Origin of the sequence: Streptomyces sp. NPDC007905 (assembly GCF_042959345.1) — a bacterium.
In the GTDB taxonomy this organism is placed as follows: domain Bacteria; phylum Actinomycetota; class Actinomycetes; order Streptomycetales; family Streptomycetaceae; genus Streptomyces.
In genome coordinates this window covers 1-14237 of sequence record NZ_JBIBKS010000019.1, presented here as the reverse complement: position 1 = coordinate 14237, position 14237 = coordinate 1, and the positions used below count along the sequence as shown (strand labels likewise).

Below are 14237 nucleotides of genomic sequence, written 5' to 3'. Positions count from 1 at the left end.
GAGCGTAGGGCCGTGCGCCTTGTCGGTCCAGGGGGCGGGGGCTAGCCTGCTGGAAACCAATCTGACGGTCCATCAGATATGTAGGTGGGGGACCCATGACCGAACTGCCCCGCATCATCAGCGTCGACGACCATGTGATCGAGCCCGCCCACCTCTTCGAGACCTGGCTGCCGGCGAAGTACCGGGAGCGGGGACCCAAGCCGCTGACCGCCGGGATCGGGGAGCTGGCGTACGTCGGCGGGAAGTACCAGATCACCATGGACCCGGACGGCCGGCCGACCGACTGGTGGATCTACGAGGACCTGAAGTTCCCGTACAAGCGCAACATCGCCGCCGTCGGATTCGACCGGGACGAGATGACCCTGGAGGGGATCACCCGGGAGCAGATGCGGCGCGGCTGCTGGGATCCCGCGGCCCGGCTCGCAGACATGGACCTCAACCACGTCGAGGCCAGCCTCTGCTTCCCCACCTTCCCGCGCTTTTGCGGGCAGACCTTCGCCGAGGCCCACGACAAGGAGGTCGCCCTCGCCTGCGTGCGGGCCTACAACGACTGGATGGTGGAGGAGTGGTGCGGTGACAGCGGGGGCCGGCTGATCCCGCTGTGCCTGATCCCGCTGTGGGACGTGGAGCCGGCCGTCGCGGAGATCCGGCGCAACGCGGAGCGCGGGGTACGGGCGGTGACCTTCTCCGAGATCCCCACCTACCTCGGGCTGCCGTCCATCCACTCCGGGTACTGGGACCCCTTCTTCGCGGTGTGCCAGGAGACGGGGACCGTCGTCAACATGCACATCGGCAGCAGCTCGCAGATGCCCGCCGCATCGCCGGACGCGCCGCCCGCCGTCCAGGCCTCGCTCAGCTTCAACAACGCGATGGCCTCGATGATGGACTACCTCTTCAGCGGGGTGCTGGTGAAGTTCCCCACCCTCAAACTCGCCTACTCCGAGGGCCAGATGGGCTGGATCCCGTACGCCCTGGAGCGCGCCGACGACGTGTGGGAGGAGCACCGCGCCTGGGGCGGGGTGCGCGATCTGATCCCGGAACCGCCGTCGACGTACTACTACCGGCAGATCTTCTGCTGCTTCTTCCGCGACAAGCACGGGGTCGCGTCCCTGGACGTCGTCGGCCGCGACAACGCCACGTTCGAGACCGACTACCCGCACGTCGACTCGACCTTCCCGCACACCAAGGAGGTCGCCCTCGACCATGTGAAGGGCCTGGACGACGAAACCGTCCACAAGCTGATGCGGGGCAACGCCATCCGCATGCTCGGCCTGGACCTCGACAGGTAATGGACCTCTCGTACACGCCCGAGGAGGAGGAGTTCCGGGCCCGGCTGCGCGAGTGGCTCGCCAAGGCCCTGCCCACCCTGCCCGCCAAGCCGCCCCCGGACGACTGGCCCGGCCGCCGCGCCTACGACCTGGGCTGGCAGCGGATGCTCCACGACGCCGGGTACGCCGACGTCCACTGGGACGCCTCCCCGACCATGCGGCTCATCTTCCTGGAGGAGACCGAGCGGGCGGCCGCGCCCTACGTGGGCGCGAACTTCGTCGGGCTGCTGCACGCGGGGCCCACCATCGCCGCCGAGGGCACCCCCGAACAGCGGGCCCGCTGGCTGCCGCCCATCCTGCGCGGGGACGAGGTGTGGTGCCAGGGGTTCAGCGAACCGGACGCCGGGTCCGACCTCGCCGCGCTGCGCACGCGCGCGTGGCGTGACGGGGACGACTACGTGGTGAGCGGGTCCAAGATCTGGACCTCGCACGCCGAGGTCGCCGACTGGTGCGAGCTGCTGGTCCGCACGGACCCGCAGGCGCCCAGGCACCAGGGCATCACCTGGCTGGCCATGCCCATGGACGCCGACGGCATCACCGTACGGCCGCTGCGCACGCTCGCCGGGTCGGCCGAGTTCGCCGAGGTGTTCCTGGACGAGGTCCGGGTGCCGGCCGGCAACCGGGTGGGGGCGGAGAACGACGGCTGGCGCGTGACCATGGTGACGCTGTCCTTCGAACGCGGCACGGCCTTCGTCGGCGAGGTCGTCGCCTGCCGCCGCGTGCTGGGCGAACTCGCCCGCACCGCACGGCAGAACGGCAGGTGGGACGATCCGGTGCTGCGCCGGCGGCTCGGGAGACTGAACGCCGAGTTCCGCGCGCTGTGGCGGCTGACCCAGTGGAACGTGAGCGAGGCGGAGGCGAGCGGCTCAGTGCCCGGCGTCGGCGGCTCGGTCTTCAAGCTGAGCTACTCGCACGCCCGTCAGGAGCTGTACGACACCGCCGCCGAAGCGCTCGGCCCCGACGGTCTCGATCTGGACCGGCCCTGGGTCCTCGACCGGCTCTCCTCGCTGTCGTACACCATCGCCGCCGGCACCTCGCAGATCCAGCGCAACATCGTCGCCGAGCGCATCCTCGGCCTGCCGAAGGGACGCTGACCGTGCGCTTCCGACTCACCGACGAGCAGCGGGCGTTGCGGGCCGGCGTACGGCAGCTGCTGGAGCGCCGGTTCGGTGCGGACGCGCTGCGCGCGGCCGTGGCCCGGCCCGGACACCTGGACCGGGGCCTGTGGCGGGAGCTGGGCGCGGCGGGCCTGTTCGCGCTGCGGCTGCCGGAGGCGGAGGGCGGGGTCGGCCTCGGCCTGCCGGAGGCGGTGCTGGTCTTCGAGGAGACCGGCCGCGCGCTGCTGCCGGGACCCGTGCTGGCCACCCACCTCGCCGCCGGGACCGTACCGGGCGCGGCCACCGGGGAGACCGTGGTGGCCCGCGCGGACGGCTCCCTGGTGGAGTGGCTGGACGCGGCGGACGTCGTCCGAGGGGACACCTCCAAAGCCGTGGCGCTGCGCTCGGTGGACCCGCTGACGCCCCTGCATAGGCTTCCCGGTGTTCCCGGTGTTCCCGGTGTTCCCGGTGTTCCCGGTGTTCCCGGTGTTCCCGGTGTTCCCGGTGTTCCCGGTGTTCCCGGCACCGGCGCACCGGACCCGGAGGCCGTGCTCCTCACCGCCGCCGAGCAGCTCGGCACGGCCACGCGCGCGTGCGAGCTGGCCGTGCAACACGCCCGGGCGCGTGAGCAGTTCGGGCAGCCGATCGGGGCCTTCCAGGCGGTCAAACACCTGTGCGCCGAGCTGCTGGTGCGGGCCGAGACGGCCCGCGCCGCCGTCTACGCGGCCGCCGTGACCGCCGACCCCGCCGACATCGCCGCCGCCCGGCTGCTCGCCGACGAGGCGGCCGTGCGCGGCGCGCGCGACTGCCTCCAGGTGCACGGCGGTATGGGCTTCACCTGGGAGGCAGAGGTCCATCTGCATCTCAAACGGGCCTGGGTGCGGGCCCGGCGGGGCGGCGGGAACACGGAGAGTGAGGAAGCGCTCGCCGCCGACCTGGTGGCCTGACCGTACGGCACCGCGCTGCCAGGGGCCGGTCGGCGAATCGATGGCCCTGGATGTCGCGGATCGTGGCCTACCGGAATCACTGAGCGTTGATACCGTGTTGTGTCCTTTGCGTGACTCGTCACAGCCTGGAGTCGGCTGCCCCCTCCGGTACCTTGTGTGGGATGCGAGTGGCTGCGAGCACGAGCCGTGCCGGTGGTGCCCCTGGGGCGACCCCGGGCCGCGCGGTGCGCGCCGCTGCTGGCAGGGCGGTAAGGGCTTGTGCCCCCGCTTGTTCGACTCCCCGGCACACGCGTCGCACAGTATGCCGCACGCGTACTCCTTCGCGCTGGAATATGCCCGAAGCGCTTGTTGGGGTGACTGTACGTCAACCATGCTGTCTCGTAAGGGAATCACGTTCCGTGACCCTTGCTCTGGCCGTTGTCCTGGCCATGCAGAAAATGGCTACGATCGTGGCCCTCGTCGTGATGCTCGTCGCGGCTTCCGCTGTGGCGTTCGTGTGGCGTGGGGTCATGAGTCCGCCGGTTCGGATGGTGTGAGCGGTGCAGGTGCTTCAAGTGCAGCTGGAGATCCGGCCCGACCCTGCGGAGGTGGGACGGGCCAGACGGTGGGCCCGGTCGCGTCTCGCCGGGCTCGGGATAGGGGCCGACGACACGTTGGCCGAGACCCTGGTCCTGCTCGTCTCCGAGCTGGTGACCAACGCCGTGGTGCACACCGGCCGTCCGGCGGTGCTGCGGCTCTCCCTGCCGGGTACGGCGACCGGGTCGGCCGCCTCGGCCACGGTGCGGCTCGAGGTGGCCGACACCAGCTCCCGTGCGCCCGTCCCGCGCTGTGCGGGCGGTGACGCCACCGGCGGCCGGGGCCTGGCACTCGTCGACTGCCTCGCCGACCGCTGGGGCTGGAGCCCCGAGGGTTCGGGCAAGAGCATCTGGTGCGAGCTGGACCGCTGCTCGCAGCCCCGGGAGGGCGCAGCGGTGGCGTACGGGGGCGGACGGTCCGCGTACGAGGACCTCGCGTTCGAAGCGGTGTAGGCGCCCGGTGCGGTGGTGCGCCGGGGGTGCACCCGTGCGCCGTCGTCACGAAAAGGGCGTAAGTAATAATTCGCCGTACTGGCGTTGACGGCTTGTGACCGTATGACCACGCTTGTGGGCAACGATTCGCCGTGAGGGGACGGCGGGGACTCGGGTGACAGCGGTCCTCGCCGAGTGTGGGTCGCACGGGATGGCGGCGCGAAGTCGAACGCAGGGGGGCGCGCCGCCAACCGGACTTCACAGGACGGCGATCGGCGCGACCGGTGTCCCCGTCGCGCCGACGAACGGCTCCGGCATCGCCGACAGCAGGAACGCGTACCGGCTCTCTTCTCCACAGGCTGTGGACAACTTTTCGAGATTCCAGTTCTGGCCCTGGAGCATCCCCATCTCCACCAGGTCCAGCGCGTGCACGGGCAGCCACAGGTTCTCGATCTCGGGCGGGAACACCTCGAACGTGAGCGTGTCGTTCGCGACCGCGGCCACATCGCGCGCGTGGAACCACTCCGGGCAGCGCACCGACAGGCCCGGTGACGGATAGCCGTACCCGTGCTTGTCCCCGGCCAGATACACCCGCACCTGCCCGGTCCGCACCAGGACCACGTCCCCGGCCCGCACTCGCACCCCGCCGAACTCCTCGGCCGCCTCCAGGTCCTCCGGCGTGACCGCGTGCCCGCCCTCCAGCCGGTCCACGCCACGCGCGCGTGCCACGTCCAGCAGCACCCCGCGCGAGACGACATGCCGGGCCTTGTCGATGCCGCTGAACCGTGCGCCCCCGTGCGCGGTGACGGTGTGCGCCGGGCGCCCGTTGTAGAGCTTCCCGGAGTGCGAGACATGGGTCAGCGCGTCCCAGTGGGTGCCCGCCTGCAGCCCCATGGTCACCGCGTCGTCGCTGCACGCCACCGTGCCGGGCCCGAACAGTTCCTGGTTGAGCTGCACCATCGCGTGCAGCGGATTGACCCGCCCGGGGATCATGCCCGTCTGCACCCCGTCCTGCTGCAGTGGCAGTGCGAGCGGGACCCGGCGCCCGGAGCGCACACAGGCCGCGGCCTCGCGTACCACCGCGTCGGTGATCAGGTTGAGAGTCCCGATCTCGTCGTCCGCCCCCCAACGCCCCCAGTTGTTCACGCGCTTGGCGATGTCATGGAACGCAGGATGCAGCGTCGGCGGTGACATCCGGTGCCTCCCCGGGGCTTGTGTCCGCGCATCTGACGAGTCATAAAATCTAACGGTCCGTCAGAAACTTCGGGAAGGGGCCGGGCGTGGGGAACTTCTTGGCAGGCAGGGTGGTCGCCGTGACGGGCGCCGGACGGGGTATCGGGCGAGCCGTCGCTCTCGCGGCGGCGGCCGAGGGGGCCGAGGTCGTCGTCAACGACTACGGGGTGTCCACCGATGGCACCTCGCCGACCAGTGAGATCGCCGACGCCGTCGTCAAGGAGATCCGGGCGGCGGGCGGCGAGGCGGTCGCGGTCGCCGACGACATCTCCACCATGGCGGGCGGACAGCGGGTCGTCGAGGCCGCCCTGTCCTGCTACGGCCGCCTGGACGGGGTCGTCTGCGTGGCCGGGATCCTGCGCGAACGCATGCTGTTCAACATGTCCGAGCAGGAGTGGGACCCGGTGGTCGCCACCCACCTCAAGGGCACCTTCACCGTCTTCCGGGCCGCCTCCGCCGTCATGCGCAAGCAGAAGTCGGGCACCCTCATCGGCTTCACCAGCGGCAACCACCAGGGTTCGGTCTCGCAGGCCAACTACAGCGCCGCGAAGGGCGGGATCATCTCGCTGGTCCGCAGCGCGGCCCTGGGGCTGCACAAGTACGGCGTCACGGCCAACGCGGTCGCCCCCGTGGCCCGCACGCGGATGTCGGCGAACGTGCCGATGGAGCTGAAGGAGATCGGGGAGCCGGAGGACGTGGCCGCGCTGGTGGTCTACCTGCTGTCCGAACCGGCGAAGGACCAGGGGATCACGGGGCAGGTGTACACGATCGCCGGACCGAAGATCGCGGTCTGGGCGCAGCCCCGCGAACTCCGCGCTGCGTATGCCTCCGGTGGGTGGACGCCGGAGACGATCGCGGAGTTCCTGCCGGGGTCGGTGGGGGTGGATCCGATGCCGATGCTTTCGCAGCTGGCGGCGATGGAGGGGGCGGCTCGGACGGGTTCTCGCCCGAACGCCTGAGAGCCCGGGGCTCTTCGAGCGTCGGCGGCCGCGGGATCGCCGCGGTGTGTCGCGCAGTTTCCCGCGCCCCTGAGGTAGGTGGCGTGATCGGCACGAAGGAGGCCCTGTGGACTTTGGATTCACCGTCGAGGACGAGGCGTTCCGTGCCGAGGCCCGCGCCTGGCTGGGGGCACACGCCAGTTCCGTCACGGATCGCCGTACATGGGAAAGGACGCTCGGCGCAGCCGGCTGGATCGGACTCGGCTGGCCCGAGGCCGGATACGGCAACCGCACGGCCACCCTCACCCAGCAGGTCGCCTGGGCCGAGGAGTACGCCCGGTCGGCCGCGCCACCGCGCTCCGGGCACATCGGCGAGAATCTGTTCGCCCCCACCCTGATCGCTCACGGCACCGATGAGCAGAAGGCCCGCTTCCTGCCCCCGGTCGCCGCCGGTGAGGAACTGTGGTGCCAGGGCTACAGCGAACCGGGCGCCGGGTCCGACCTGGCCGGCATACGCACCTCGGCGGCGCGCGAGGGAACGTACTACCGGATCACCGGGCAGAAGATCTGGACCTCCCTCGCCCACGAGGCCGACTGGTGCTTCGTGCTGGCCCGCACGGAACCGGGCAGCCGTCGCCACCACGGGCTGAGCTTCCTGCTCGTCCCCATGGACCAACCCGGCCGCATCGAGGTCCGGCCCATCCGCCAGATGACCGGCACGAGCGACTTCAACGAGGTCTTCTTCGACGGGGCACGCGCGCGCGTGGAGCACGTCGTCGGGGGGGAGGGGCAGGGCTGGCGGGTGGCGATGAGCCTGCTGGGCTTCGAGCGCGGGGTGTCGACCCTGGCGCAGCAGATCGGTTTCGCCGAGGAGTTGGCACGAGTCGTCCGGACGGCCGCACGCACGGGCGCCGTCGACGACCCGGTCGTGCGTGCGCGGCTGGTCCGCCAGTGGGCCGAGCTGACCACCATGCGCTGGAACGCCCTGCGCACCCTCGGCGGCTCCGGTGACCCGGGCGCCCCCAGCGTGGCCAAGCTGCTGTGGGCGAACTGGCACCAGCGGCTCGGGGAGCTCGCGGTGCGGGTCCGGGGCGCCGGGGCCGCCGCCGGCCCCACCGACTGGTCGCCGTCGGCGCCGTACGACGTCGACGCCGACCAGCACCTGTTCCTCTTCTCCCGGGCCGACACCATCTACGGCGGCTCGGACCAGGTCCAGCGCACGATCATCGCCGAGCGGGTGCTCGGTCTGCCGAAAGAGCCGAGGGGGGTCGTGTGATGCGTGGCGTGGTGTTCGACGGCAAACAGGTCCGGGTGGTGGACGACCTGGGGGTACGGGACCCGGGGCCCGGCGAGGTGCTGGTGGCGATCTCGGCGGCCGGTCTGTGCCACAGCGACCTGTCGGTGGTGGACGGCACCATCCCCTTCCCGGTCCCGGTGGTGCTGGGCCACGAGGGTGCCGGGGTGGTGGAGGCGGTCGGCGCGGGCGTCACCCATGTCGCCCCCGGTGACCACGTGGCCCTGTCCACGCTCGCCAACTGCGGCACCTGCCCGGACTGCGACCGGGGCCGCCCGACGATGTGCCGCCAGGCGATCGGCCGCCCCGGCAAGCCCTTCACCCGCGGGGACCGGACGGTCCACCAGTTCGCCTGCAACTCGGCCTTCGCGGAACGTACGGTCGTCAAGGCCGTGCAGGCGGTGCGGATCCCGAAGGACGTCCCGCTGCCGTCGGCCGCGCTGATCGGCTGCGGGGTGCTGACCGGCGTCGGCGCGGTCCTCAACCGGGCCCGGGTGGACCGCGGGGACAGCGTGGTCGTCATCGGCACGGGCGGCATCGGCCTGAACGTCCTGCAGGGCGCCCGGCTCGCCGGGGCCCTCGGGATCGTGGCCGTGGACGCCAACCCGGCGAAGGAGGCGGTGGCCCGGCAGTTCGGCGCGACCGACTTCCTGACCTCCGCGGAAGGTGTACGGGACATCCTGCCGACGGGGGCCGACCACGTCTTCGAGTGCGTCGGCCGAGTGGAGCTGATCCGCCAGGCGGTCGACCTCCTCGACCGCCACGGCCAGGCCGTCCTGCTCGGTGTGCCCCGGGCGAGCGCGGAGGCGTCCTTCGTCGTCTCCTCCATGTTCCTGGACAAGGCGATCCTCGGCTGCCGTTACGGCTCCTCCCGCCCCCAGCGGGACATCCCCCGCTATGCCGAGCTGTACCGCCAGGGCCGCCTGCTCCTGGACGAGTTGGTGACGGCGGCCTACCCGGTGGAGGACTTCGAGAAGGCGCGGGCGGACACGGAGGCGGGGCGGGTGGCGCGGGCGGTGCTGACGTTCTGAGGTGGGGCCGCGCCGACGTTGTCCACAGGCGGGGGACAATCCGTCGGCGGTTGTCGGCGGCGGCCCCTACCGTCATCGCATGACCTACCGCGACGTCGCCTCGAAACAGGTGCTGACCTGGTCCTGTGTGGCCGTCGGCGCCCGCATGCCGGTGGCCATGGCCCCCTGGCCCTGGTCTTCCTCGTCCGCGAACGCCCCGGCGGCCACTCCCTGGGCGCGGCCCTCGCCGCCGCCCATGTCTGCGCGAGGTCCTCCCGCCGGGTTCCCTGGCCGCCGGCCATTCGGTCGTGTAGGCCGCCGTCGGCACCGGTTACGCCGCCACGGGCTCCCTCGCCGGTGCCCTGCTCCCCGTCACCGCCCCCTCGACGGCGATCCTGGCGGGGGTGGCCATGACCGTGCTGCTGACGGCGATCGGCTGGTGGGGCGAGACACGCGCCGGCCGGTCAGCGCAGGACGACGACCCCGCCGCGGTCCTCGGTACCGCTGCCCCCAGACCGGAAGGTCCGCCGGTACGCGGTCGGCGTGACCCCGACCGCCGCCTGCAGGTGCTGGCGCATCGACTGGGCCGTGCCGAAGCCGGCGTCACGGGCCACCTGGTCGACCGAGAGGTCGGTGGACTCCAGGAGGTGGCGGGCGCGTTCGACACGTTGCTGGGTGAGCCACTGGCCGGGGCTGACGCCGACCTCCTCGCGGAAACGGCGGGTGAAGGTGCGCACCGACATGGCCTCCTGCTCGGCCATGTCCCGCAGCTGGATCGGCTCGTGCAGGCGGCCGAGGGCCCAGGCACGGGCCGCGGTGGTCGTGGCGAGCTGGGGGTCGGGGACGGGGCGGTGGATGTACTGGGCCTGACCGCCGTCGCGGTGGGGCGGGACGACCGTGCGGCGGGCCACGTCGTTGGCGACGGCCGTGCCGTGGTCGCGGCGCACCATGTGCAGGCACAGGTCGATCCCGGCGGCCACCCCGGCCGAGGTCAGCACGTCCCCGTCGTCGACGAACAGCACGTCCGCGTCCATCCTGACCCGCGGGAACATGCGCTGGAAGCGGTCGGCGTCCGCCCAGTGGGTCGTCGCCGGGCGGCCGTCGAGGTATCCGGCGGCGGCGAGGACGTAGACGCCGGTGCAGATGGAGGCGAGGCGGGTGCCGGGGCGGATGCGGGCGAGCGCGGCGGACAGCTCGTCGGTGAGCCGGCCCTCCTCGTAGACCGGTCCCAGCTCGTACGACGCCGGGACGATCACCGTGTCGGCCGTCTCCAGGGCCTCCGGGCCGTGCGCCACGTGCACCTCGAAGTCGGCGTCCGTCCCGACCGGGCCGGGTGGCCGGACGGAGCAGGTCACGACCTCGTACAGGTACCGGCCCTCGGCGTCCCGGGGGCGGCCGAAGATCCGGTGCGGGATGCCCAGCTCGAAGGGGAGCAGGCCGTCCAGCGCGAGGACGACGATCCGGTGCGGGCGGAAATCCTGGCCGACGGTCATGGCCCGATCCTAGCGAATGCTGTCCCCCGGGCCACTCGCTGGGCGAGCCCGGAAACAGGACGCTCTAGGACGTGACTCAGACAAGTGAAGCCGCAGCTCCCCTCCAGGCCCCGCCCGCCCGGCGCCGCCGTGTGCACCGGGCCTGGTTCGTCGCCGCCGTCACCTTCGTCACGATCATCGGCGCGGCCGCCTTCCGCTCCCTGCCGGGGTTGCTCATCGACCCCCTGCACGAGGACTTCGGCTGGTCGCGCGGCACGATCGGCGCGGCCGTCTCCATCAACCTCGCGCTCTACGGCCTCACCGCACCCTTCGCCGCCGCGCTGATGGACCGTTTCGGCATCCGCCGGGTGGTCGCCGTCGCGCTGACGGTGATCGCGCTCGGCTCCGGCCTGACCGTGTGGATGACGGCGGCCTGGCAGCTGCTGCTGTGCTGGGGCCTGCTGGTGGGCCTCGGCTCGGGGTCGATGGCCCTCGCCTTCGCCGCGACGGTCACCAACCGCTGGTTCACCGAGCGGCGCGGGCTGGTCAGCGGCATCCTCACCGCCGCCTCCGCCTCCGGCCAGCTGATCTTCCTGCCGCTGCTGTCCTGGATGGTCGAGGCGTACGACTGGCGGCCGGCCGCCGTGACGGTCGCCCTCGCCGCGCTCGCCGTCGTCCCGTTCGTGTGGATGCTGCTGCGCGACCATCCGGCCGACGTGGGCCTGAAGCCGTACGGCGCGGCGGAGTTCGTGCCGAAGCCGGCGCCGGTCACGGGCGCCGCCCGCCGCACGCTCGCGGTCCTCGGCTCCGCCGTGCGCACCGGCCCGTTCTGGCTGCTCGCCGGCACCTTCGCGATCTGCGGGGCCTCCACCAACGGCCTGATCCAGACGCACTTCGTGCCCGCGGCCCACGACCACGGCATGCCCGTCACGGCGGCGGCCTCGCTGCTCGCGGTCATCGGCGTGTTCGACGTCGTCGGCACGATCGCCTCCGGCTGGTTCACCGACCGTTTCGAACCGCGCCGCCTGCTCGCCGTCTACTACGCCCTGCGCGGCGTCTCGCTGCTCTTCCTGCCCATGCTGCTGGGACCGTCCGTCCACCCGCCGATGATCTTCTTCATCGTCTTCTACGGCCTCGACTGGGTGGCCACCGTCCCGCCCACCCTGGCCCTGTGCCGGGAGCAGTACGGCGAGGACAGCGCCATCGTCTTCGGCTGGGTGCTCGCCTCCCACCAGGTCGGCGCGGCCCTCGTCGCCTTCCTCGGCGGTGTCGCCCGCGACGTCTTCGGCACCTACGACATGGTCTGGTACGCCTCCGGCACCCTGTGCGCGGCGGCGGCCCTGATGGCCCTGGTGATCAGGCGGCGCCCGGCGGTCCCCGCACTCGCCGTGTCCTGACTCCCCGCCAAGCCCTAGAAATCGGCCTCGAGCCGGGCGAACCGCCCGCGGTGGAAAATCAGGGGGTCGCTCCGCTCCCCGGCTCCGAGGGCGTCCACCCGCCCCACCACGACGAGGTGGTCGCCCCCGGTGTGCACGGCGTGGACCGTGCAGTCGATCCAGGCGGTGGCACCGGTGAGCCGCGGGGACCCGGAGACGGGTGCGGGGTCGTACGCCACCCCCGCGAACTTGTCCGCGCCGCTCACCGCGAAGGACCGGCACAGCGCGCCCTGCCCGGCGCTCAGCACGCTGACGCAGAAGACCCCCGCGCGGGCGATGCGCGGCCAGGTGGCCGACGTACGGCCCACCATGAAGCAGACCAGGGGCGGGTCGAGGGAGAGGGAGGAGAAGGACTGGCAGGCGAAGCCGGCGGGGGAGCCGGCGCCCTCGGCGGCCGGCGCGGTGATCACGGTCACTCCGGTCGCGAAGGTCCCGAGCACCCGCCGGAACTCCGCCGGGTCCACCGGTGCCCGCTCGTCCTCCCGGACGCACCGCAACTCCGGGCGCGGCAGCGCCTGCACGGGTCCCGGAGCCGGAACCGACCTGAGGTAACGGACGGCGGCGGCCGCCGCCCCTGCGTGTCCCATCACCCCTCCATTGAAGCTGACGGTATATCAGATAGGAAGAGGGCCGGTGGATGGCCGAAAGTGTGCGCGTACGCTGCCCCCCCGTGGGGTGGGGACAGACCTATGGAACGCAGCGGGAGGCCAGGCCGACCTGGACGCCCGATGACCTGAGCGCGGCGGCGGCCCTCGGGGGCGCCCAGCTGCCTGCGGCCGGATTGCTGTGGTGGATCTGCTCGACCACCACTCAGGAGGACTACGGGGCCGGTACGGGCGGGGCCCTCGGCGCGCTGTGCTTCCTCCTCTTCGCACCGCTGCTGCTGCCGATCCTCGGCGTGCTCTCGGCGTTCGCGCTGACCCTGCCCTCGGTGGTGCTCGCGCGGCTCTCGGGCCGGCGGCTGGGTGGCCCGGGGTGGGTCCGGCATGTGGTGGCACCGGTCGTCCCGGCCCTGTTCTGGGGTGCGCTGACCGGTCCGCTCTTCGGGTGGTCGCTCGGCACCTCGGTGCCCGTCGTGGCCGCCCTGGGGCTTCTGCCCACCCTCTGGGTCGGCCTCGCCCGCAGGCGCGGCTGGCGGCAGTGGGGGGTGTGGTTGCGGGCGGTGCTCGGCTCGGTCGTGCTCTTCCTGCTGGCGTTCGGCGGCGGGGTGCTCGCCACCGAGACCGGCCTGATCCAGGAGTACGAGCCCCCGAAGCTGACCCCCGCCCAGCTGGCCGGGGTCTGGCACGGCCCGAGCGGGGCCGAGCTGCGGCTGCGCCCCGACGGCAGCGCCGAGGCCGTCAAGCTGCCCACCGAGCCCCCCTTCGACGACCACCACGTCGAGGACTACGTCGTGTGCGAAGGTTCCGGTACCTGGGAGCCCAACGAGGACTCGGGCAACGACGGGCGCGCCGGCGTCCTGCTCGAGCTCGACGGCGACTGCGGCGAGGACACCCACTGGTCGATCACCGGCACCGAGGGCGCCCCCCGGCTGTTCGTGCTCTTCGGCGACCCGGACTCGGGCACGCTGCGGATCCTGAAGCCGGCCGAGTCCTGACCCTCACCGCCCCCGGAAGCGGGCCTCCCTCCGCTCCACGAACGCCCGCAGCCCCTCCGGGGCGTCCTCGGTCGTCATGTTGATCTCCTGCGCGGCCGCCTCCGCCGCGAAGGCGGCCGCACGGTCGGTGTCCGGTGAGGCGTTCACCAGCTGCTTGGTCAGCACCAGCGCCCGGGTCGGCCCGCCGGCCAGCCGTGTCGCCCACTCGCGCGCGGTCTTCTCCAACTCGCCGTCCGGCACCACCCGGTTGACCAGCCCCAGCCGCTCCGCCTCCGTCGCCGGGACCGCGTCGCCGAAGAACATCAGCTCCTTGGCCCGCTGCGGACCGATCAGCCGGGGCAGCAGATAGGCGCCCCCGCCGTCCGGTACGAGCCCGCGCCGCACGAACACCTCGATGAACCGCGCCGACTCGGCGGCCAGTACCAGGTCGCAGGCGAGCGCGAGATGCGCGCCGAGCCCCGCCGCCGTGCCGTTCACGGCGGCGATCACCGGCTTCTCGCAGTCCAGCACGGCGGCGATCAACCGCTGGGCGCCGAGCCGGAGGGTGCGGGCGACGTCCCCCGGGACGCGTTCCCCGCCGCCCGAGCCGCCGCGCAGGTCCGCACCCGCGCAGAAACCGCGCCCGGTCCCGGTGAGGACCACGGCCCGTACGTCCGGGTCCCGCGACGCCTGGCCCAGCAGCTCGATCAGCCGGTCCCGCTGCCCCGGTCCGAGGGCGTTGAGGGCCTCGGGCCGGTCGAGGGTGACGTACGAGACGTGATCGCGGACCTCATGCCGTACCGAGTCGCTCATCGGGTCTCCGTAAGTTGTTAGGCGGCCCGGGAGGGCCGGATGTGGCTTATCGGGTCTTGTCTTCAGTGGCTTCCGAGGAGTGGCCG

14 protein-coding genes are annotated in these 14237 nt (G+C 72.4%); 9 read left to right on the top strand and 5 right to left on the bottom strand.

The annotated features are described in order from the left end of the window. Positions 1 to 95 precede the first annotated feature (95 nt). The 4 genes from ACFZDC_RS29650 (at position 96) to ACFZDC_RS29635 (ending at position 4400) form a co-directional block, all read left to right on the top strand. The gene (locus ACFZDC_RS29650; protein ID WP_391328822.1) at positions 96 to 1289 is read left to right on the top strand and encodes an amidohydrolase family protein; all 1194 of its coding nucleotides are present in this window, start codon (positions 96 to 98) and stop codon (positions 1287 to 1289) included. Next, positions 1289 to 2422: an acyl-CoA dehydrogenase family protein gene (locus ACFZDC_RS29645; protein ID WP_391328819.1), complete on the top strand. Its 1134-nt coding sequence runs from the start codon at positions 1289 to 1291 to the stop codon at positions 2420 to 2422. The genes ACFZDC_RS29650 and ACFZDC_RS29645 overlap by 1 nt, the downstream gene beginning before the upstream one ends. A 2-nt stretch (positions 2423 to 2424) precedes the next feature. Then, complete coding sequence (locus ACFZDC_RS29640; protein ID WP_391328818.1) at positions 2425 to 3372, top strand: acyl-CoA dehydrogenase family protein; 948 nt, start codon at positions 2425 to 2427, stop codon at positions 3370 to 3372. A gap of 554 nt (positions 3373 to 3926) precedes the next feature. Beyond that, on the top strand, positions 3927 to 4400 hold the full coding sequence (locus ACFZDC_RS29635) for an ATP-binding protein (protein ID WP_391328988.1): 474 nt from the start codon (positions 3927 to 3929) through the stop codon (positions 4398 to 4400). Between the two features lie 237 nt (positions 4401 to 4637). Here ACFZDC_RS29635 and ACFZDC_RS29630 read toward each other — a convergent pair whose 3' ends face one another. Beyond that, a complete protein-coding gene (locus ACFZDC_RS29630; RefSeq protein WP_391328816.1) occupies positions 4638 to 5573 on the bottom strand; it encodes a cyclase family protein in 936 nt (311 codons plus the stop codon). 86 nt (positions 5574 to 5659) lie between these two features. Between ACFZDC_RS29630 and ACFZDC_RS29625 the strand changes: the two genes are divergently transcribed. The 3 genes from ACFZDC_RS29625 (at position 5660) to ACFZDC_RS29615 (ending at position 8875) form a co-directional block, all read left to right on the top strand. After that, complete coding sequence (locus ACFZDC_RS29625) at positions 5660 to 6571, top strand: SDR family NAD(P)-dependent oxidoreductase (RefSeq protein WP_391328814.1); 912 nt, start codon at positions 5660 to 5662, stop codon at positions 6569 to 6571. A 106-nt stretch (positions 6572 to 6677) separates the two neighbouring features. After that, complete coding sequence (locus ACFZDC_RS29620) at positions 6678 to 7826, top strand: acyl-CoA dehydrogenase family protein (RefSeq protein ID WP_391328812.1); 1149 nt, start codon at positions 6678 to 6680, stop codon at positions 7824 to 7826. Continuing rightward, entirely contained in the window at positions 7826 to 8875 is a 1050-nt protein-coding gene (locus ACFZDC_RS29615) for an alcohol dehydrogenase catalytic domain-containing protein (protein ID WP_391328811.1), read from the top strand. The genes ACFZDC_RS29620 and ACFZDC_RS29615 overlap by 1 nt, the downstream gene beginning before the upstream one ends. A gap of 84 nt (positions 8876 to 8959) precedes the next feature. Here the strand turns inward: ACFZDC_RS29615 and ACFZDC_RS29610 are convergent, their stop codons facing one another. Next, positions 8960 to 9112, bottom strand: coding sequence for a hypothetical protein (locus ACFZDC_RS29610; RefSeq protein WP_391328809.1), 153 nt, complete (start codon positions 9110 to 9112; stop codon positions 8960 to 8962). A 206-nt stretch (positions 9113 to 9318) separates the two neighbouring features. Further along, the gene (locus ACFZDC_RS29605) at positions 9319 to 10347 is read right to left on the bottom strand and encodes a helix-turn-helix domain-containing protein (protein WP_391328806.1); all 1029 of its coding nucleotides are present in this window, start codon (positions 10345 to 10347) and stop codon (positions 9319 to 9321) included. A gap of 71 nt (positions 10348 to 10418) precedes the next feature. Here ACFZDC_RS29605 and ACFZDC_RS29600 point away from each other — a divergent pair, with 71 nt between their 5' ends. Next, positions 10419 to 11723 (top strand): MFS transporter, encoded by a 1305-nt coding sequence (locus ACFZDC_RS29600; RefSeq protein WP_391328805.1) that lies wholly within the window; start codon positions 10419 to 10421, stop codon positions 11721 to 11723. Between the two features lie 14 nt (positions 11724 to 11737). Here ACFZDC_RS29600 and ACFZDC_RS29595 read toward each other — a convergent pair whose 3' ends face one another. Further along, a complete protein-coding gene (locus ACFZDC_RS29595; protein ID WP_391328802.1) occupies positions 11738 to 12349 on the bottom strand; it encodes a flavin reductase in 612 nt (203 codons plus the stop codon). A gap of 83 nt (positions 12350 to 12432) precedes the next feature. Between ACFZDC_RS29595 and ACFZDC_RS29590 the strand changes: the two genes are divergently transcribed. Beyond that, positions 12433 to 13359 (top strand): hypothetical protein, encoded by a 927-nt coding sequence (locus tag ACFZDC_RS29590; protein WP_391328801.1) that lies wholly within the window; start codon positions 12433 to 12435, stop codon positions 13357 to 13359. A 3-nt stretch (positions 13360 to 13362) separates the two neighbouring features. Here ACFZDC_RS29590 and ACFZDC_RS29585 read toward each other — a convergent pair whose 3' ends face one another. Beyond that, positions 13363 to 14151 carry an enoyl-CoA hydratase-related protein gene (locus ACFZDC_RS29585; protein WP_391328799.1) on the bottom strand — a complete coding sequence of 263 codons (789 nt, stop codon included), beginning with the start codon at positions 14149 to 14151 and terminating at the stop codon, positions 13363 to 13365. Positions 14152 to 14237: the final 86 nt, after the last annotated feature.

What these genes read in the sequence shown, in the direction of transcription:
- ACFZDC_RS29650 (WP_391328822.1), top strand. Translation starts at nt 96, where the DNA reads ATGACCGAACTGCCCCGCATCATCAGCGTCGACGACCATGTGATCGAG.
- ACFZDC_RS29645 (WP_391328819.1), top strand. Translation starts at nt 1,289, where the DNA reads ATGGACCTCTCGTACACGCCCGAGGAGGAGGAGTTCCGGGCCCGGCTG.
- ACFZDC_RS29630 (WP_391328816.1), bottom strand. Translation starts at nt 5,573, where the DNA reads ATGTCACCGCCGACGCTGCATCCTGCGTTCCATGACATCGCCAAGCGC.
- ACFZDC_RS29615 (WP_391328811.1), top strand. Translation starts at nt 7,826, where the DNA reads ATGCGTGGCGTGGTGTTCGACGGCAAACAGGTCCGGGTGGTGGACGAC.
- ACFZDC_RS29610 (WP_391328809.1), bottom strand. Translation starts at nt 9,112, where the DNA reads ATGGGCGGCGGCGAGGGCCGCGCCCAGGGAGTGGCCGCCGGGGCGTTC.
- ACFZDC_RS29605 (WP_391328806.1), bottom strand. Translation starts at nt 10,347, where the DNA reads ATGACCGTCGGCCAGGATTTCCGCCCGCACCGGATCGTCGTCCTCGCG.
- ACFZDC_RS29595 (WP_391328802.1), bottom strand. Translation starts at nt 12,349, where the DNA reads ATGGGACACGCAGGGGCGGCGGCCGCCGCCGTCCGTTACCTCAGGTCG.
- ACFZDC_RS29585 (WP_391328799.1), bottom strand. Translation starts at nt 14,151, where the DNA reads ATGAGCGACTCGGTACGGCATGAGGTCCGCGATCACGTCTCGTACGTC.